The organism is Pseudundibacterium arcticum, assembly GCF_042646465.1.
Classification (GTDB): domain Bacteria; phylum Pseudomonadota; class Gammaproteobacteria; order Burkholderiales; family Burkholderiaceae_D; genus Undibacterium_A; species Undibacterium_A arcticum.
In genome coordinates, this window is record NZ_JBHRTP010000054.1 from 241,759 (window position 1) to 259,508 (window position 17,750).

At 58.4% G+C, this 17,750-nt stretch carries 15 protein-coding genes, 1 tRNA gene and 3 pseudogenes; 4 read left to right on the plus strand and 15 right to left on the minus strand.

Annotated elements, in window-relative coordinates; all coding sequences use genetic code 11:
- Window position 1: 1 nt before the first annotated feature.
- From ACFOFO_RS17655 to ACFOFO_RS26620, 3 genes and pseudogenes are all read right to left on the minus strand, one after another.
- Window positions 2–2,179, minus strand: coding sequence for a DUF3141 domain-containing protein (locus ACFOFO_RS17655; RefSeq protein WP_390325722.1), 2,178 nt, complete (start codon window positions 2,177–2,179; stop codon window positions 2–4).
- A gap of 470 nt (window positions 2,180–2,649) precedes the next feature.
- Window positions 2,650–2,758: pseudogene (locus ACFOFO_RS26615) on the minus strand (sulfate transporter subunit); the annotation flags it as partial.
- A 24-nt stretch (window positions 2,759–2,782) separates the two neighbouring features.
- Window positions 2,783–2,980 (minus strand): annotated as a pseudogene (locus ACFOFO_RS26620) (sulfate transporter subunit); the annotation flags it as partial.
- A gap of 179 nt (window positions 2,981–3,159) precedes the next feature.
- On the opposite strand from ACFOFO_RS26620, the pseudogene ACFOFO_RS17665 reads away from it, so the two are divergent.
- Both ACFOFO_RS17665 and ACFOFO_RS17670 read left to right on the plus strand, forming a co-directional pair.
- Window positions 3,160–3,375, plus strand: a pseudogene (locus ACFOFO_RS17665) (HEAT repeat domain-containing protein); the annotation flags it as partial.
- A 102-nt stretch (window positions 3,376–3,477) separates the two neighbouring features.
- The gene (locus ACFOFO_RS17670) at window positions 3,478–3,852 is read left to right on the plus strand and encodes a DUF971 domain-containing protein (RefSeq protein WP_390332194.1); all 375 of its coding nucleotides are present in this window, start codon (window positions 3,478–3,480) and stop codon (window positions 3,850–3,852) included.
- Here the strand turns inward: ACFOFO_RS17670 and ACFOFO_RS17675 are convergent.
- The gene (locus ACFOFO_RS17675; protein ID WP_390325725.1) at window positions 3,799–4,260 is read right to left on the minus strand and encodes a hypothetical protein; all 462 of its coding nucleotides are present in this window, start codon (window positions 4,258–4,260) and stop codon (window positions 3,799–3,801) included. The genes ACFOFO_RS17670 and ACFOFO_RS17675 overlap by 54 nt on opposite strands.
- A 611-nt stretch (window positions 4,261–4,871) precedes the next feature.
- Here ACFOFO_RS17675 and ACFOFO_RS17680 point away from each other — a divergent pair.
- On the plus strand, window positions 4,872–5,177 hold the full coding sequence (locus ACFOFO_RS17680) for a hypothetical protein (protein WP_390332197.1): 306 nt from the start codon (window positions 4,872–4,874) through the stop codon (window positions 5,175–5,177).
- A gap of 331 nt (window positions 5,178–5,508) precedes the next feature.
- Window positions 5,509–7,575 (plus strand): transketolase, encoded by a 2,067-nt coding sequence (tkt, locus tag ACFOFO_RS17685; RefSeq protein ID WP_390328173.1) that lies wholly within the window; start codon window positions 5,509–5,511, stop codon window positions 7,573–7,575.
- Here tkt and ACFOFO_RS17690 read toward each other — a convergent pair.
- The 11 genes from ACFOFO_RS17690 to ACFOFO_RS17740 form a co-directional block, all read right to left on the minus strand.
- Window positions 7,570–7,941 carry a glucoamylase family protein gene (locus ACFOFO_RS17690; protein ID WP_390332199.1) on the minus strand — a complete coding sequence of 124 codons (372 nt, stop codon included), beginning with the start codon at window positions 7,939–7,941 and terminating at the stop codon, window positions 7,570–7,572. The genes tkt and ACFOFO_RS17690 overlap by 6 nt on opposite strands.
- On the minus strand, window positions 7,880–9,562 hold the full coding sequence (gene pgm, locus ACFOFO_RS17695; RefSeq protein ID WP_390332202.1) for a phosphoglucomutase (alpha-D-glucose-1,6-bisphosphate-dependent): 1,683 nt from the start codon (window positions 9,560–9,562) through the stop codon (window positions 7,880–7,882). Before pgm ends, ACFOFO_RS17690 begins: the two co-directional genes overlap by 62 nt.
- A 201-nt stretch (window positions 9,563–9,763) precedes the next feature.
- Complete coding sequence (gene pgi, locus ACFOFO_RS17700) at window positions 9,764–11,419, minus strand: glucose-6-phosphate isomerase (protein WP_390325732.1); 1,656 nt, start codon at window positions 11,417–11,419, stop codon at window positions 9,764–9,766.
- A complete protein-coding gene (gene tal / locus ACFOFO_RS17705; protein ID WP_390325733.1) occupies window positions 11,412–12,521 on the minus strand; it encodes a transaldolase in 1,110 nt (369 codons plus the stop codon). Before tal ends, pgi begins: the two co-directional genes overlap by 8 nt.
- The gene (locus ACFOFO_RS17710; protein WP_390332205.1) at window positions 12,518–13,258 is read right to left on the minus strand and encodes an HAD family hydrolase; all 741 of its coding nucleotides are present in this window, start codon (window positions 13,256–13,258) and stop codon (window positions 12,518–12,520) included. The genes tal and ACFOFO_RS17710 overlap by 4 nt, the downstream gene beginning before the upstream one ends.
- Complete coding sequence (gene zwf, locus ACFOFO_RS17715) at window positions 13,222–14,622, minus strand: glucose-6-phosphate dehydrogenase (RefSeq protein WP_390325735.1); 1,401 nt, start codon at window positions 14,620–14,622, stop codon at window positions 13,222–13,224. Before zwf ends, ACFOFO_RS17710 begins: the two co-directional genes overlap by 37 nt.
- A gap of 2 nt (window positions 14,623–14,624) precedes the next feature.
- Complete coding sequence (gene gnd / locus ACFOFO_RS17720; RefSeq protein WP_390332207.1) at window positions 14,625–15,653, minus strand: phosphogluconate dehydrogenase (NAD(+)-dependent, decarboxylating); 1,029 nt, start codon at window positions 15,651–15,653, stop codon at window positions 14,625–14,627.
- A gap of 120 nt (window positions 15,654–15,773) precedes the next feature.
- Window positions 15,774–16,247: a GH36-type glycosyl hydrolase domain-containing protein gene (locus ACFOFO_RS17725; protein WP_390332210.1), complete on the minus strand. Its 474-nt coding sequence runs from the start codon at window positions 16,245–16,247 to the stop codon at window positions 15,774–15,776.
- Window positions 16,195–16,797 carry a uracil-DNA glycosylase family protein gene (locus tag ACFOFO_RS17730; protein WP_390332221.1) on the minus strand — a complete coding sequence of 201 codons (603 nt, stop codon included), beginning with the start codon at window positions 16,795–16,797 and terminating at the stop codon, window positions 16,195–16,197. The genes ACFOFO_RS17725 and ACFOFO_RS17730 overlap by 53 nt, the downstream gene beginning before the upstream one ends.
- A 28-nt stretch (window positions 16,798–16,825) precedes the next feature.
- On the minus strand, window positions 16,826–17,380 hold the full coding sequence (locus tag ACFOFO_RS17735) for a DUF488 domain-containing protein (RefSeq protein ID WP_390325738.1): 555 nt from the start codon (window positions 17,378–17,380) through the stop codon (window positions 16,826–16,828).
- Between the two features lie 106 nt (window positions 17,381–17,486).
- Window positions 17,487–17,561, minus strand: a tRNA-Val gene (locus ACFOFO_RS17740).
- Between the last annotated feature and the right edge of the window lie 189 nt (window positions 17,562–17,750).

Genomic DNA, 17,750 nt, shown 5'->3' on the forward strand with positions numbered 1-17,750 from the left:
ACTATTTGAGCGGCAGCAGGTCATCGATACCAAACAGCTGCGCCATGCGTCGCATCCTGTCTTCACGCTCGCCACTGATGACGCCGGCAGCGCTCACCACCTCGCGGACGATGGCAAAGCCCTTGCGCCGTACCTCCCGGTCGGCGGGCAATAGCGCAGGGATCGCCGCCAGCGTGGCCTCGGTGTCGATCTGCAGCATGGAATATTGCTGGTGCGCGAGCGTCCTGAGCGCAGCAAGCGTCAAGTCCTCCATCCCTTCTTGCTTGACCAGCAGACGAGAACCCGCCTCCACCAGGCGTTCATCTGCGATCCGATCCGCCATGAACACGTAGAACAGCGCCCGAAGCAGGCATTCACGCAAACCACCTGTGGCGATATGCGATTTCAGCTCGGCCATGCGCGCCGCGACGAGTTCAACATGCAGGGGAGTCTTTCCCGCTTTGCGCATCGGGCCGACTGCGGCAGGATCGATGCCGACCGCCGCTTGCAGCATCGGTGAGCCGTAGAGGGACAGGAACGCCGCCTCGTAGCATCCATCGCGCAGGTCGCGCCAGGTATCGAGCGCCGCGACGATCTGCGCGGATGCTCGGTCCTGTAACGCGATCAATGGATTGTCCGCGGCCGCAGGGCTGCGATGCTCGCGTATCTGCTGTGCCAGAGCGCCGAGCGGCGCCAGCAGCGGGTTGGCGTCCGACAGCAACTCATATTGCAGCCGCAGCGGGTGCAGCCGCCGCATCCATTCGGCCAGCGGCGCGTTGATCAGGGCACGCACGACAGGTTGTGCGAAGGTACGGTAGAGCGCCAGGTTTACCTGGGAGACGTGGGCCGCGGTCGCGAAGCGGCGGTCATCTTCCGCATCGTTGCCGACCAGGGCACGGATATCGTCGAGCGTCCGCTCTTCAAAGCGCATCACCCAGTCAGCCGTACCCGATACACGGTCCGGGTTGACCATCTTTTCAGTCTTTGCTTCGAAGGTTACCTCATACAGGCCGGGCATCATCAGATCGATCTGCTCGATATTGCCCGAGAATTTGTCGTGTTCCTTGCCGGCAACGGCAGAAGAGACGAAGATGCCAAGGTGCCCCACGCTCGCATGGATCGCGTAAAAAATCGCCTGTCCGTAGGATTTGATGTCGTCAACATCCTCGTACAGATCGAGAATCCATCCGAGTGCCTGCTGGGGCGGCGTAATATTATCGCCGTCGGAGCAGAACACCAGGATCGGGGAACGAATGTTACGCAGGTCGATTGCGACGCCGTCCGAACTTTGAATCTTGCCAGCGGCGAGATTGTTGCCGATGAACAGTTCGTCGACGATGAACTGGATTTCTTCGGCATTCAGATTGATGTGCGCACCCCACCAGCGCTCGAAGTCGAGATAGCGCGCGGCCTCCGTATCGATGTTGGCATAGACATCATACTGTTTGCTCCACAGCGTATTCGACGGATTGAGCTTCTCGAAATTCTGCACCAGCCAGGCGCCGTCGAACTTGCCGCGACCGAGGTCGCCGAGGAGCGCGGTGATCCAGCTGCCGCCCACCAGGCCGCCGGCATAACGCATCGGATTTTGCCCCCTCACGCCGGCCCAGTACGACAACGGCGATCCGGCCAGGATGATCGGACCGCACAACTCGGGACGGATGGCGGCCAGCATCATCACCGCCCAGCCCGCCTGGCAATTGCCGACCACGCAAGGTTTGCCTTCGGCCTGCGGATGCCGAGCGATCACCTGTTCGAGAAAGATCGCCTCGGCGCGCGCAATGTCTTCGATGGTTTGACCCGGCATGGGCTCCGGCAGGAAGTCGATGAAATAGCAGGGGTAACCGGCCTTCAGCGCCACGCCGATTTCGCTTTCAGGCTTGAAGCCGCCAATGCCGGGACCGTGCCCGGCACGCGGGTCGATGAAAACGAAGGGGCGGCGGGTCGGGTCAAACTTGATGCCTTGCGGCGCGATGATCTGCACCAGGTCATAGTTGACCGGTCGATCGAGCTGCTGGCCGTTCATCACAGGTTCGACCGCGTAATGCAGCATATGCGGGCCGCTCTCGGCTAGATGCGCGAGGTACTGGTTGCCACGCTGCCGCATGATGTCCCAGTACAGAATGTTGCGCTGTGCCGCATCGACACAGTATTCGACCATGGGGCCAAACAGGCCAAACGATCTTGCCACTGGGTTCATCGTCTTCTGCTCCTGCGAATGGCATCCTTTCCGCCTTTCGGGAGATTTCACGCCGGCGGATGCGTAGTCATTAACGAGCGCCGAGCTTGACGTTCACTGGGACCGGAACGGATGCGTTCTCCCGCCGGTTTCTCGTTCTGAGCCCGGTCGCAAGCTCACGCAGCACAGGGCCGCCGAGGCAGGCCAGCAACTGGTTCGCGCTTAATATTCGAGCAGAATAGTCGCTGCCAGCAGGGAGGTCAAGGCAACATCAAGCGATACTGCATCTTGGCAAGACCTCGCGATTACGCGCGTAACGCTACCTCAAACCATCAGTTTTTGCCTATTTTCGTCGGCTTTATTTTTCACGCGGATAGATCGGGAACATCAGTGACCCAATCACTACCATCACTGCACCAACCGCGGTGATCCAATCCAGCCAATCCATGATTAAACCTCCTCAAAAAATGCGCCGCAAACGAGAAGTGCATATCCGGCCCCAATTCCTTGATCGCCAGCAACGCTTCGTTTTCCCATGCAATCAAGGCATCGCCGATGCCGCGCTCAACGAAGGTGGGTAGTCGATCCGCGTGTGCCCGATGCTCGTGTGGACCTGTTTGCCGGCCCGCCATGGGATTGCTTGATCGTCACGTTATCGCCAGTCTTTGCTTTCCACTGCTTGGCGAAGGCTTGATTGATTTCCTGATATAACGCGCGGATCGGATCATAAGAAACATTGAGCAGCGAGGTACCTGCTGCATATGCCGACGGCGCAACTAGTGCAATGGAGAATGCTACCTGAATCAGGTTATTCAACAATATATTGGATTCTCCAAAAATGGTTTGGTTTCTAGAGTTGCCGGATTAAATAGATCAGAAGAAAAAAGAATGAATACTTTTGCTGCATTTTATTTGCATTGCACATTTAGGATCGTGCGAATCTAAAAACTCCACGCGCACCGATCGCTCGGGCACGTTCACATAACGAAATTCATGACAACCTCGGCCGTCTGCGTCATGCCGACGCGGTGCAGGTACTTGGGCGGACGCTTTCCCACGAGATCAGCAACTTGCGCAAAGAAGCGGCCTTGGCGCTGGGCGAAACTCGCGTCGCGGCGGCGCTCCCGGCGCTGGAAAGAATTCAGAACGATCCGGACCCGTATGTGCGCAAGGCGGCACGGCTGGCGATAGGTCAGATTCGTGCCGCGTCAAACTGAAAGGAAGATCATGCATTCTGAAAGCATAAGCGACGATCCACGCGCCGGTGTGCTGGAAATTGTCTGGAACAACGGCCATTCCCAGCAATTCAGACATGGTTTTTGCGCAATCAATGCAAATGTGCTGATTGCAAAATGGTGCGTTTGCACACCCAGGATGCGCTAATGGTGGCGCCCGAGATCCGGATCAAAGAGATTCGTCCGGTTGGTGCGTATGGCATGCAATTGATATTTAGCGATGGCCACGATCGCGGGATTTATCCGCGCGTGTACTTGCACGGGCTGGCCGAGGATTTGGCTATACCTTACAACCTCACCTCAATCTCGAATTCTCACGACCGTATGCGCGCGTCATACGTTCATGTTGATCCTGCCAGCCCGTCAATGATAGCAACAGAAAATGAGCTGTTTGGCGATCCAATGTTACTTGAAAAATCTACGCTCGCGTCGCGCTCCAGAGTCTTTAATCTGTTTTGAACCGATCAGGCTAGCGAGTGCAGCAGTCATCCGGGCGCCTAATTTCTGTTTCAGTTCTTTGGTCGGCGTGATTGCTAGCTTGGTAAACGCGGCATTCAAAATATCTGCGGCTGATTGAGGCTGATCGGTGATGAGGTCAATCCAGAAATCGCCACCGGTAGACGGAAATTTGGCCGAAGAACCCTTAGACTTGGCCAATCGCGCCGGCGTTGCCTTCTTTCCGAGCGGTTTTTTTTCGGCGCTTTCACGGGTGACACGTGTTCCGGTCGCGGCTGCGGTATCGACACTGGTCAATTGCGCGAGCGCTTTTTCTAACGCATCTATGCGCGATTGATAATAATCTCTCCCCTGCTTTGCTTGATCAAGTTCCAGTTGAACTGATTTCTTGGCAGACTGTATGTTCGACATGCTGTTCTCCTGATGCGTTATTGATATTGATATTGACATTGATATTGGTTCGGAACTGGATTGTACTCTTTGACAATAAACAGGTAGAGAAAAGTTATTAAAAGCTGCCCGGAGAAGGTATTCGTTTCTCTAGTATTTGTCCAATTCAATCCGTGGCAGCATGTACGCTTGACCTGAATTTTGTTTTCCCCGGCGCCCTGCTGAAGGCAAACTTAACCGCAAGATCCAAGATCGCAAAAGATAATTTGCAATGCGGGAAAATCCCATCGGTATTTTTCCTTGTTGATTTTTCCTTGGAGCTCCTTGGCGGCTTGGTGGAATGCGCCATTTAGTCTGCGCTCGTCTGCGCTCGAAAACGGGCCAAATTTTTATCGGCACTTATCGTCGGCACCACGCGATATCAATCATTATGGTGCTGGAAAAAACCATCTTTATTTCGTGTGTGGGTGCAAAATTGAACAAACAATGGTTCTGGTGAAAATTTTTCAGTCACTTACACCAGCCGCGTTTACCTGCGGTGAAATGCATTGCGAAGCTAAAGAGTACGGAGGAATTGTTCAAAGGGTGACATTTTGAACAACAGATAATCATTCTGTGCGTTCGCTTGTTTTTTGCAATACAAGCGCTCTTTTCGCGACCTTGTCGAAATGATGGAAGAGCGCGGATTGGCGATGCGTCATGCAACGTTCATGCAGCGGCAGCGCCCCCAGTTCGAAAAGCATCATGGCATGGGCGAAGGTTTGGCGTTACCTATTGCGATGCCTGTCGTTCGCAATGAGCGGAAATTTTACGGCAGTAGGGAAGAAATGTTGTCGATCGCCAAGCGATGTGAGGCTCGGCATGTCCGCACCTTGATCCGCATCGCTTTATTTGCGTTGCTTGTATCACTTTTACTTTGTGCTACGTGCGTGGGTTGATCATCGTCGTAGCAACTATTATGATAACCAGAACTCATATCTATGCGCCCCCGCCTGTTGTCTATGCTCCCCGAGCGGGCACCGGGCGCCACGCTGTGTTTCCCTCGATGTTCGCTAAAAAGGTGGCGCGCTGGTAATTGAGCATTCGGACATTGGCTCACTAGTCACGCGTGAGCACTGCGCTGTCGCTCGGCCGCACGCTGCCCTCGTAAGGTAGTCGCGCACGGAGAAAATGTCTGACGAAGAATGTTTCTTCCCTTGAACAAATTTCCTGTCAGGTTGCGTCGGTCGATGCAATTCACCGAAATCAAGGAGTTGCCGAATGAGTTCAATGCTTTCCGCCGCAGCAGTGGATGAGTTGTGTGTCAACACGCTGCGCTTCCTGTCGGTCGATGCCGTGCAGCAGGCAAACAGCGGCCATCCCGGGTTGCCGCTGGGCGCCGCACCGATGGCCTATGTCCTATGGACACGCTTCCTCAAGCACCATCCAGTCAATCCGCACTGGTTCGACCGCGATCGCTTTGTGCTTTCCGCGGGGCATGGTTCGGCGCTGCTATACAGCCTGCTCCACCTCACAGGCTATGACCTGCCGCTCGAACAACTCCAGCACTTTCGCCAATGGGGCAGCATCACGCCGGGTCATCCAGAACGCGGCCTGACGCCCGGCGTCGAGGTGACAACGGGACCGCTTGGCCAAGGCTTTGGCAATGGCGTGGGCATGGCGATGGCAGAAGCGAATCTGGCCGCACGCTATAACCGCGACGGCTTCGACATGGTCGATCATTTTACCTACGGGATCGTGAGCGACGGCGACCTGATGGAAGGCGTCGCCTCGGAAGCCGCGTCGCTGGCCGGTCATCTGCAACTGGGCAAACTGATTTACCTGTACGACGACAATAACGTCACGCTCTCCGCCGGTACCGACATTACCTTTACCGAGGACCGGGCGCGACGCTTCGACGCTTATGGCTGGCACACCCAATCAGTAGAAGACGGCAATGACCTGGCGGCGATCGAACGGGCGCTGTGCGCCGCTCGCGCCGAAACCAGGCGGCCCTCGCTGATTCTGGTGTCGACGCATCTCGGTTACGGCTCCCCCAACAAGCAGGACACGTTCGAAGCGCATGGTTCGCCGCTCGGCGTGGAAGAGCTGCGGTTAACCAAGCGCAACCTCGGTTGGCCGGAGGACCCGCCGTTTTATATTCCCCAACCGGCGCGCTTGCACTTTCTCGAAGTGGCTGATCGAGGCGAAAAGGCCGAGGCGGAATGGCTCGACAAATTCTCCGCCTACGAAAAGCAATTTCCCGAACTCGCTCTGGAATTGCAGCAACGAATGCGCAGCGGAATGACCGCCGTGCCCGCTGGTTGGGATCAAGATATCCCGCAGTTTCCGGCGGACGTCAAAGGCATGGCCACGCGCGTCGCATCGGGCAAGGTCATGAACGCCATCGCACCGCATTTTCCTGCGCTGATCGGCGGCTCGGCGGATCTGGACCCCTCAACCCATACTGCGCTGAAAGGACTGGGGGATTTCGAGCCGTCTGGTGTAAACGCCCGCGACAGACAAGGTTCGAACGGCGGTGGCTGGAGTTACGCCGGCAGCAATCTGCACTTTGGCGTGCGCGAGCATGCCATGGGCGCAATCATGAACGGCATGGCTGCGCATGGCGGAGCCGTGCCGTTCGGCGCGACATTCCTGATTTTCTCCGATTACATGCGTCCGTCGATCCGCCTTGCCGCGCTGATGGGCCTGCATGTGGTCTACGCCTTTACCCACGACAGCATTGCGCTGGGCGAGGACGGCTCCACGCATCAACCGGTGGAGCAGCTTGCCAGCTTGCGCGCGGTGCCACGCCTGGTCGTAATTCGCCCCGCCGATGCCAACGAAACCGCTAGCGCCTGGCGCGTTGCGGTGGAAACATGCGACCGACCGGTGGCACTGGTGTTGACGCGGCAGAATGTCCCCACCCTCGACCGTACACAATTTGCTGCCGCCGACGGATTGCAGCGCGGTGCTTACATCCTGGCCGATGCTCCGAACAGCAAACCTGAACTGATCCTGATCGCCAGCGGCTCGGAAGTCGCCCTGATCGTCGCAGCGCAGCAACAACTGCTGACGCAGAACGTCCAGGCGCGCATCGTCTCGATGCCGAGCTGGGAGTTGTTCGACGGCCAGTCGCAGGAATACCGCGACATGGTGTTGCCGCCATCGATTGGCGCAAGGCTCGCGGTCGAAGCGGGCGTGGCACAAGGTTGGCATCGCTATGTTGGCGACCGTGGCGATGTAATCGCGGTGGATCATTTCGGCGCGTCGGCGGCTGGCGAGGTTGTGATGCGCGAATACGGTTTTACAGTCGAGAACGTTTGCAGGCGGGCAGTTGCGTTACTCCATTCATAACCAAGCTCCAGTGAACGCCGCCCGCCGCAAACCGTCGGCGATGTAGGGGTAGTCTCGCATCAGACGCCATGGCAATTCGCTGCGATAGTTCTCGATCATCGGAATGATTGGCCCCTGGTTGATGCCGAAATGCCAGGGTGATACCCAGCCGTACGGGTTACGAACCTTGCTCGGGTAGGTGGCATTGAAGGTCGCCTTGAAACCACACGGATGACCGGCTTTCAAATCTTCGGTAGTCAGCGTTTTTCGGCTCATGTTGATGTCCGGACGGAAAACACGCCTATCGTTTTGGTGCTGAGTTTGCTCAGGCGTTTTCTTCAGGCTGTGACTGCTGACCGTTTTTCCCCGCCGCAAGCGCGGCGTCAACGATCGCTTGCGCCTCCTTCACGATGCGGCGCAAATGATCCTCTCCCTGAAAACTCTCAGCGTAAATTTTGTAGATATCTTCTGTGCCGGACGGGCGTGCCGCGAACCAGCCGCCATCGGCAATGACCTTCAATCCGCCGATCGGAGCATTGTTACCGGGCGCTTTGGTGAGGACGCTCTGAATTTTTTCGCCGGCAAGGTCGGTGCATTGCACTTGCTGCGGAGAGAGTTCCGACAGCATTTTTTTCTGCGCCGGCGTGGCGGGCGCCTCGACCCGGTCAGCGACCGGATCGCCGAGTTCGCGTGCAAGCCTGCGATAGATCTCCCCCGGATCGCGCCCAATGCGCGCCGTGATCTCCGCCGCGAGCAATGCCGGCACGAGGCCGTCCTTGTCCGTGGTCCAGACCGAGCCGTCAAGGCGCAGGAAGGATGCACCGGCACTCTCTTCGCCGCAGAAACCCAGCGAGCCGTTGCACAAACCGTCGGCGAACCACTTGAAGCCCACTGGCACCTCAAAGAGTGTGCGGCCTAGTCGCGCGCACACGCGATCGATCATCTGACTGCTGACGACGGTCTTTCCCACGCCTGCGTCCTTGGACCATTTTGAGCGGTGCTGAAAGAGATAGTCGATGGCAACCGCAAGATAATGGTTGGATGGCAGCAACCCCTCACTGTGGGTGACAATGCCGTGCCGATCGTGATCGGTGTCGCACGCAAAGGCAATGTCGTAGCGATTCTTCAGGCCAATCAGGCGCTGCATCGCATAGGACGATGACGGGTCCATGCGAATGCGGCCGTCCCAATCGACTGTCATGAAGCGGAAAGTCGGATCGACTTCGTCGCTGACCACGGTCAGGTTCAGATGGTAGCGCTCGCCAATCAGTCCCCAGTAATGAACCCCGGCACCGCCGAGCGGATCCACGCCGATATGAATATCTTCGCCGCGAATCGCCGCCATGTCGATCATCTGGTCGAGTTCGCTCACGTAGGCATTGAGATAGTCGTACCGGTGCGTCGTGGCAGCGCGCAGTGCCTTCTCGAAGGGCATTCTTTTGACACCCTTGAGGCCACTTTTCAGAAACTCGTTGGCTTTTGCCTCAATCCAGCCGGTCACACCGGTATCCGCTGGCCCACCGTTGGGCGGGTTGTACTTGAATCCACCGCTGTCCGGCGGGTTGTGCGAAGGGGTGACGACGATGCCATCGGCAAAGCCTGCGGTGCGTCCGCGGTTATACGTGAGTATGGCGAGCGAGATTGCGGGTGTCGGTGTGTATTCGTCGTTCTCCGCAAGCATGACGTCCACGCCGTTGGCTGCCAGCACTTCGAGCGCACTGGCGCAAGCTGGTATCGACAGCGCGTGCGTGTCGATACCGAGGAACAATGGGCCATTGATGCCCTGTTTGGCGCGGTAGTCGCAAATGGCCTGACTGATGGCGAGTACATGCCACTCGTTAAAGCTCCTCCCGAAGGAGGAGCCGCGATGGCCCGAGGTGCCGAATGCCACTCGCTGTTCGGACACCGAAGGATCAGGTACATCCGTGTAGTAGGCCGTGATGAGTCTGGGCACATTCACCAGCATCGCCGGTGAGGCAGGCTTGCCGGCTAATGGACTTATTTTCATGGTTCTGTCCTTGGTGTTGGGGTGTCAGTATTTTTATGCGCCGCACTGGCGTGGGGAACACGCGCTTTTTCGAAAATTGTTACCCATTCGCGCTAGCGCTGGGCGATACAAGCCACCGCATCAGCGCGACGAACATGTCGATTACGTGGGAATGGCGATGATCGAAAGGCAACCGGTAGAACGGCGTGCTATATCCCAGGTTCATGATTGTCCCTCCCGGAGCCGGCGGTAGCGCCGGATCAATGCATTGGTCGAGCTGTCGTGCCCGAGCTTCGGCTCGTCCGTGCATTCAAGCTCGGGAATGATGCGCTGCGCCAGTACCTTGCCCAGTTCGACCCCCCACTGATCGAAGGAGTCGATATGCCAGATCACACCCTGTGTTAAGACACTGTGCTCGTACAGCGCGACCAGTTGTCCCAGCGTCTCCGGGGTCAGGCGTTGGGCGAGAACGGTATTCGTGGGGCGGTTGCCCTCGCAAGTGCGATGCGGGACCAGCCAGGATGGCGTTCCTTCGGCCTCGAGTTGCTGCGCCGTCTTGCCAAACGCCAGTGCTTCGGTCTGCGCGAACAGGTTCGCCAGCAGCAAGTCATGATGGCGGCCCAACGGGTTCAGTGGCTGGCAAAAGCCGATAAAATCGCAGGGCACGAGCCGGGTTCCCTGATGGATGAGCTGATAGAACGAATGCTGGCCATTGGTGCCTGGCTCGCCCCAGTAGACCGGCCCTGTCGGCACGTCGACGGGTACACCATCAAGCGTGACGTGCTTTCCGTTGCTTTCCATCGTCAATTGCTGCAGATACGCCGGGAAGCGCTTGAGGTAGTGCTCATAAGGAAGCACCGCCACCGTCTGAGCACCCAGGAAATTATTATTCCAGACTGCCAGCAAACCCATCAGCACCGGCAGATTCTGGTCGAACGGAGTACTGCGAAAATGCCGATCCATCGCATGAAAACCGGACAGCATGGCGCGAAAATTTTCCGCTCCGATGGCCAGCATAGTGGACAGGCCGACGGCCGAATCCATCGAGTAACGTCCGCCTACCCAATCCCAGAAGCCGAACATGTTGGCTGTGTCGATGCCGAATTTCGCTACGCCTTCGCTGTTCGTTGATATCGCGACGAAATGTCGTTGCACCGCCCGCTCATCCTTCAGCTTGCGCAGGCTCCAGGCGCGGGCCGTGTGGGCATTGGTCAGCGTTTCGAGCGTCGCAAACGTCTTGGAACAGATGATGAACAGCGTTTCTTCCGGGTCGAGATCGCGCGTGGCTTCTTCGAAGTCCGTGCCATCGACGTTGGAGATGAAGCGGAACGTCATGTCGCGCCGGCTGTAATGCCGCAGCGCCTCGTACGCCATGACTGGGCCGAGATCGGAACCGCCGATGCCGATATTGATGACGTTGCGGATGGCCCGGCCGGTATAACCCAGCCAGCGTCCGCTGCGGACGCTGGCGGAGAAAGTCGCCATGTGATCGAGGACCGCATGTACCTCAGGCACGACGTCGACGCCATCGACCTCGATCCGCTCGCTAGCGTCCGCACGCAGGGCGACGTGGAGCACCGCCCGCTGCTCGCTCGCGTTGATCTGCTGGCCCCTGAACATGGCGTCGATACGCGCGGCCAAGCCGCATTCGTCGGCTAACTGCAAGAGCAGCTTGATCGTCTCGTCGGTCACGCGATTCTTCGAGTAGTCGAGATAGAGGCCAGCGCCTTCGGCGGTCAAACGCTCGCCGCGCTGCGGATCGTCGGCAAAGAGTTGCCGCAAATGCAGGTCGCGCACCTGCCGGTGATGCGCCGCGAGAGCCTGCCATGCAGGCCGGTCGGTAAGTCGCGGGTGGGATGTGGATGCCGCGTCAGTCATGTTTTCTCCCCCCGCCAGATTCGCTTTTCACAAGCGTTGCGCTCTTGCTTGCAATGACCGCCATCAAATCGCCCCAGGACTTGCTGAAAGATTCGGCGCCCTCACGCTGCAACTGGGTGGCCAGCGCTGCCTCGTCCACGCCGGCCTGCGCAAACGCAGCGAGCACTGTCTCCGCATCGCCGCCGTCCGCCGCCATGCTGCCGCTCACCGTGCCGTGATCGGCGAAAGCAAGCAGCGTCTTTTCGGGGATGGTGTTGATGGTGTTGGGAGCGGCGAGCGCCTGCAGATAGAGCGTATCTGGTGCGGCGGGGTCTTTGGTGCCGGTGCTGGCCCACAGCAGGCGTTGCGGCTGAGCGCCGGCGTCCGCCAATTTGCGCCAGCGTGGCGAGACCAATAGTTCGCGATAGGCCCGGTATGCGCGCTTTGCGATGGCGATACCAAGGTGATTGTGAAGTGCTTCGGGAACCTTGTCCTTGACCGCCACATCCCAGCGGCTGACGAAAATCGAGGCGACCGAACCGACTTTTGGATCAAGCCCGGCGGTGATGCGCCGCTCGATGCCGCGCAGGTAGGCAGCAGCCGCTGCGAGGTATTGCTCGCGAGAGAACAGCAGCGTGACGTTGACCGGCACGCCAGCGAAGATCGATTCCTCAATCGCAATGACGCCCGCGGGCGTGCCCGGAATCTTGATGAACAGATTGGCCCGCTGCGCGCGTGCATGGAGTTGCGCGGCTTCGCGCACCGTGGCCACCGCGTCATTCACCAGCAACGGCGACACTTCCAGCGAGACCCAGCCGTCGACGCCGGCCGTCGCCTCGTGGATGGGGCGGAACAAATCGGCGGCCTGGGTCAGGTCTGCCAGCGCCAGGTCGAGAAACAGGGCCTCGCCTGATTTTCCTTCGGCGGCCTTTTCGTGAATCGCCGTGTCGTACAAATCCGTGTTGCGAATGGCGTGATCGAAGATCGTCGGGTTCGAGGTGAGCCCGGTGACGGCGAAGTCACGCAGGTAGCGCTGCAGCGTGCCGGTTACCAGCAGTCCGCGCGTGATGTTGTCGAGCCACAGGCTTTGCCCGAGTTCGTGAAGATGATCGGTAGCGTTCATGATGACCTCTTTTCGGTATGACTCGCGTCGGCAGCATCCAGCAGGGCCGGCAAGTCGACATTGATCAAATCGCCGATGCGCTCGACCGTCAGATCGGCGGCCGGATAAGCGGCGGTGTTGTGCGGGTCGAGGGCGTAGTGTCCCTGACGCGGGAAGACGGTCGTCAGCCGTTCTTCCATAACGTTCTTCATTGCCGTCAGGATGCGTAGCTTGTCATCGACCATGATGTAATGACGGGCTGGGTAGCGTTGCTGGACATCATCGAGCATTTTTTCTTTATGAATATAAATCAACACTCGACCTTCGACCGCTTGCCATAGCCCCGAGCGCTGGATTTTGCGCGGCTGAAAGACCACATCGCCATCCGACAGGACAACCGTCGGCCCCCACGCGCCAAGATGTTTGATCGCATCGAGCGCACCTGGATACAGGCGGTCGGCAAAGGGATAGTCCACCAGAAACGCGGACATTTGCAGCAGGCGCGGATCGTTCATTGCGCCGAGCCGGTAGCGCTGCAATGCGCCCAGGTAGTCCGCGTATCCCAGTTCCGCACGCAACTCCTCAAAAATCTTCCAGTAGCGGTCCCGGTTCGCGGTGCCGAATTCACGCTCGAGATGTGTCTGGAGGTCGTCCTGCACGCGATCGTTGTCGAGCAGCGTGTTATCGCAGTCAAACAGGAAAACGACCTCATCTCGCGTTTTCATGGTGATGCTTCCTCCGGTGCCGGGTTGTGCCATTGATCGTCGCCAGCCATGATCTGTCTTGCTGCGGGCGGTCCCCAGGTATCTGGTTCGTACCCGGCAACCGGCACGGCGTTGCCGAGGATTGGGTCCACCACGCGCCAAGCCGCTTCGACAGTGTCGCCGCGGGTGAACAACGCGGCGTCTCCGTGGAGGGCATCGCCGAGCAGGCGTTCGTAAGGCGTCATTTCGTCGCCCGGATGGTGATGCGCGATCAGCTCCGTTGCTGTGCCGACCATCGACTCCCCGGGCACTTTGGTCCGTGCGCCGACCGTAATCAACACATCCGGGCTGAGCCGAAAGCGGAAATAGTTCGACTGGCCGCGGTCATCGGCATCGAATACCGCGTGTGTCGGCGGTTTGAGTTCGATCATCACTTCGGTGCACGTGACCGGCAATTGTTTACCGGCGCGGATATAGAAAGGCACTCCTGTCCAGCGCGCATTGTCGATATGCAGTCGCAGCGCCGCGAACGTCTCGACCTGCGAGTCGGGCGGCACGCCGGCCTCGTCGCGGTAACCGTGGAACTGACCCCGGACTACCTCCGCCGGGACCAGCGGGCGCATCGCGCTCAAGACCCGCAGCTTTTCGTCGCGTATCGCGTCCGAACCCGCGTCCGGACCGCCATCCATCGGGATTTCCATCGTGAGCAGCGCCATCACTTGCAACATGTGATTCTGTACCACGTCGCGTATCGCCCCCACTTCTTCATAGAAAGCGCCCCGCCCCTGCACGCCGAATTGCTCGGCCATCGTGATCTGCACGCTCGCAATATAGTCGCGGTGCCAGACCGGCTCAAGGAATGTGTTGGCAAATCGGAAATAAAGCAGGTTTTCAACAGATTCCTTGCCGAGGTAGTGATCGATGCGGAAGATCGCGTCTTCGGCAAAGGATTGATGCAGCGTGCGATTGAGCGATTGCGCCGAAGCAAGATTGCGGCCAAACGGCTTTTCGACAATTACCCGGGCATCCCGGGCACAGCCGGATTTGGCGAGCCCTTGTGTGACGGGCTCGAACATGCTTGGTGGAATGGCAAGATAGTGCAGCGGCCGTACCGCGTCGCCCATTGCCCGGCGCAGTTGCTCATACGTCGCGTCGTCCTGGTAATCGCCACTAATGTATTGGAGCCGGGCCGCGAGTTTCTCAAACGCATCGGCATCCAAACCGCCATGCTTCTCCAGGCTGTCGCGCGCGCGGTCCCGGAGTTGATCGACTTTCCAATCGGATCTCGCCACCCCGATGATCGGCAGATCGAGATGGCCATGCTTGATCATTGCCTGCAGCGCCGGGAATATCTGTTTGTAGGCCAGATCACCGGTGGCACCGAAGAAAACAAAGGCGTCGGAAGGGGATGCCGTCATCGTCAATCCTGCTGCCGCTTGGCGGCCTTTTCCAGATGGCCGCCGAATCCATGCCGCATGGCCGACAATACCTTGTCGGCAAAATCGGCATCACCGCGCGAACTGAAGCGTGCATAGAGCGCGGCGCTCAGGATCGGTGCTGGTACGGCTTCGTCGATGGCCGCCGTAATCGTCCATCGACCCTCTCCCGAATCCGACACGCGGCCCGCGTAATTTTCCAGCGTCGGGTCATTCAGCAGCGCGCTGGCGGTGAGATCGAGCAGCCACGAACCGATCACGCTGCCGCGACGCCAGAGTTCCGCGATCTCGGGCAGATCCAGTTCATATTGATAATATTCCGGGTTGCGCAGCGGCGTCGTTTCGGCGTCCGTATCGCTTTTCTGCTTTCCCACGTTGGCGTTCCTGAGAATGTTCAAGCCTTCGGCATACGCTCCCATGATGCCGTATTCGATGCCGTTGTGAACCATCTTGACGAAATGGCCGGCCCCTTGCGGGCCACAGTGCAGGTAGCCCTGTTCGGCGGTACTGTCAGGCTTTTGCCGGCCGGCCGTGAGTGGCACTGCCTCGACGCCGGGAGCGAGCGTGGCAAAGATCGGGGCAAGATGCGCAACGACTTCTTTTTCACCACCGATCATCAGGCAATAACCACGCTCGAACCCGGCGACGCCACCGCTCGTTCCGACATCCACGTAATGGATCTGGCGCGATTTCATCTCGGTACCGCGCCGGATATCGTCGCGATAATAAGAGTTGCCGCCATCAATGATGATATCGCCGGCGTCGAGCAGCGGAGCCAGCATCGCGAGCGCTTCATCAACCGCCGCCGCGGGCAGCATCAGCCAGACCACGCGCGGCTGGTGCAGCTTGGCCACCAAGTCCTTAAGGGAAGACGCGCCGACAAGACCGGGATGCAGGACGGCCTTGACGGCCTTTGCCTGCACGTCATAGGCCACGCATTCGTGGCCGCCCTTGGTCAGGCGCTGCACCATATTGGCGCCCATGCGCCCCAATCCGATCATGCCGAGCTGCATTTCAAACCTCCTTGCTTAATGGAGCTTGCACCGGTACCTGCTTTAGATCCTGATCTCGACCGAATGTGCCTGGCGGTCATCGACCAGCGGAATGGCCGGGCCGCTCGACACCATCGATTGTCAATCTCGCGCTGCCATCCGTGGTGTGCGGCAGCACGGTAATGTGGTAAGCCGTCTGCCGATAGCACTAGCAAACGCCATCGCGGCCCAGACCGCCGCATGGGTGTATTGATCGCCATTTTCGCGCACGCCGCGCAGATGCCCTTTGATGTAACCGGGATTGGGTTCAAACTGGTCGAACCGCGGATCCAGCAGTTGGATCAATGCCCCCTTGCGGCGCACGAGTTGCCTGTCGACAGCATCCATCGCCTGGCGCGCATGCTGCGCATTGCCTGCGCCGGACAGGACCGACCAACTCCGGGGGATCGAATCGAATCGGCATTCGGAGTTTTTCGCAGAGCTCAACAGCGAACCATGATCAAACCGTGCACGGCGACACCAGTCGCCATCCCAACTGCTCTGCTCGATCGCATCGTTCTGTTTATCGGATGGGGAGCGACTTGATCCGTTCGCGCAGCACGGGCAAGAGTTCATGCTCAAACCAAGGGTTGCGCTGGAACCATGGTGTGTTGCGCGCCGAAGGGTGCGGTAACGGAAGATATTCAGGAGCAAACTCGCGCCACGCCTTTACCGTTTCCGTCAATGAATGTTTGCGACGGTTGCCCAGAAAGTGACGCTGCGCATGTAGTCCGATCAGCAGAGTCAATTCAATTTGCGGTAGCTTGGCCAGCAAATGATCGAGCCACAACGTCGCGCATTCTCGGCGCGGTGGTAAGTCGCCGCCATTTCCCCGTCCCGGATAACAATATCCCATCGGGATAATCGCAATTTTCGATTCGTCATAAAACCAGGCCGCGTCCAAGCCCATCCACATGCGCAGACGCTCTCCGCTTGGATCATCCCACGGCGTCCCCGAAGCATGCACTCGTACGCCGGGCGCTTGACCTACGATGAGGACGCGCGCCGCTTCGCCGACTTGCAGTACCGGACGCGGGCCAAGCGGCAAGTGTTTCTCGCAAACGCGGCATTTGCGCACCGCAAACAACAAGCCTTCAAGGGTCGGATATTCCGTTTTATTCACAATATCCCTCAAATGCGCTGCCTCGCGTTGCTCATACGATCAAGCATCGCGGCGGATAGGTGACTTGCGTCCCATCAACATGGGCGAACGCGGTAAGAACGTGTGATGTGCGTCCCTTCGGTCCAATAATGTCCTCGACGCGAATGCCCCGGACCAGAAGCGCGTCGCCGATCATCGAGCGATGACAGCGCCAGGGAACCGCTTCGGCGCACATCAGGACACAACGCTCAGTGCGTGCCAAGTTCGCGACCCATTGAACGTTGTCGGCGAACTCGGAAGACTGCATATAATCCGCATAGCCTCGAAACGAGAGATTGTGCCAACCGGCGTTTGGAGAATCGGCTCGCGCGTGGCGCAAACCTCCGAGGCCCGGAAGATGGGTATAGGAAATTTGAACCGCGTCCAAAGATGTGGCGAGCGCGTCTTGATTGAACTGGGGATTATGGCGCGACCGCGGCACGGTCCTCACATCAAGCACTCGGACAATCTCATTGCGTTGAAGCAGATCAAGGAATGTATCTAGTGGTCGATTGGAATGGCCGATCGTGCAGATAAGCGGTGCGACCGGTGCGATGTCGCTACTCATCAAGATGACAGCCGCGAGATGGACAAGATCGAGGCACAAATCCGTCCAACTATCCCCGAATTATCCCTGGAAAAATAATCTTGTGCGATTCGCATAGAGGAATCTTTGGTGGGAGGTACAAGTTTCGAACTTGTGACCCTACGCGTGTGAGGCGTATGCTCTACCCCTGAGCTAACCTCCCGGTCTGCAATCTGGGACGATTGCGATGCTTGCCTGCCACAAAGGCAAATGCGCCGGCTCAGCTGGAGCCGCCGCACAAAGCGGACTCGAATTATCTCATAAAACTGACGGCCAACCAAGCCGGCGAGCGGCAATTGTTAGCCCCAAGTAGTAATGTCCCCTTTGTGCAAAGTAGTAATGTCCCCTTTTC

What these genes read in the sequence shown, in the direction of transcription:
- tkt (WP_390328173.1), top strand. Translation starts at nt 5,509, where the DNA reads ATGCTTTCCGCCGCAGCAGTGGATGAGTTGTGTGTCAACACGCTGCGC.
- ACFOFO_RS17675 (WP_390325725.1), bottom strand. Translation starts at nt 4,260, where the DNA reads ATGTCGAACATACAGTCTGCCAAGAAATCAGTTCAACTGGAACTTGAT.
- ACFOFO_RS17655 (WP_390325722.1), bottom strand. Translation starts at nt 2,179, where the DNA reads ATGAACCCAGTGGCAAGATCGTTTGGCCTGTTTGGCCCCATGGTCGAA.
- ACFOFO_RS17725 (WP_390332210.1), bottom strand. Translation starts at nt 16,247, where the DNA reads ATGAACTCTTGCCCGTGCTGCGCGAACGGATCAAGTCGCTCCCCATCC.
- zwf (WP_390325735.1), bottom strand. Translation starts at nt 14,622, where the DNA reads ATGACGGCATCCCCTTCCGACGCCTTTGTTTTCTTCGGTGCCACCGGT.
- ACFOFO_RS17735 (WP_390325738.1), bottom strand. Translation starts at nt 17,380, where the DNA reads ATGAGTAGCGACATCGCACCGGTCGCACCGCTTATCTGCACGATCGGC.
- pgi (WP_390325732.1), bottom strand. Translation starts at nt 11,419, where the DNA reads ATGACTGACGCGGCATCCACATCCCACCCGCGACTTACCGACCGGCCT.
- tal (WP_390325733.1), bottom strand. Translation starts at nt 12,521, where the DNA reads ATGAACGCTACCGATCATCTTCACGAACTCGGGCAAAGCCTGTGGCTC.
- ACFOFO_RS17710 (WP_390332205.1), bottom strand. Translation starts at nt 13,258, where the DNA reads ATGGCACAACCCGGCACCGGAGGAAGCATCACCATGAAAACGCGAGAT.
- pgm (WP_390332202.1), bottom strand. Translation starts at nt 9,562, where the DNA reads ATGAAAATAAGTCCATTAGCCGGCAAGCCTGCCTCACCGGCGATGCTG.
- gnd (WP_390332207.1), bottom strand. Translation starts at nt 15,653, where the DNA reads ATGCAGCTCGGCATGATCGGATTGGGGCGCATGGGCGCCAATATGGTG.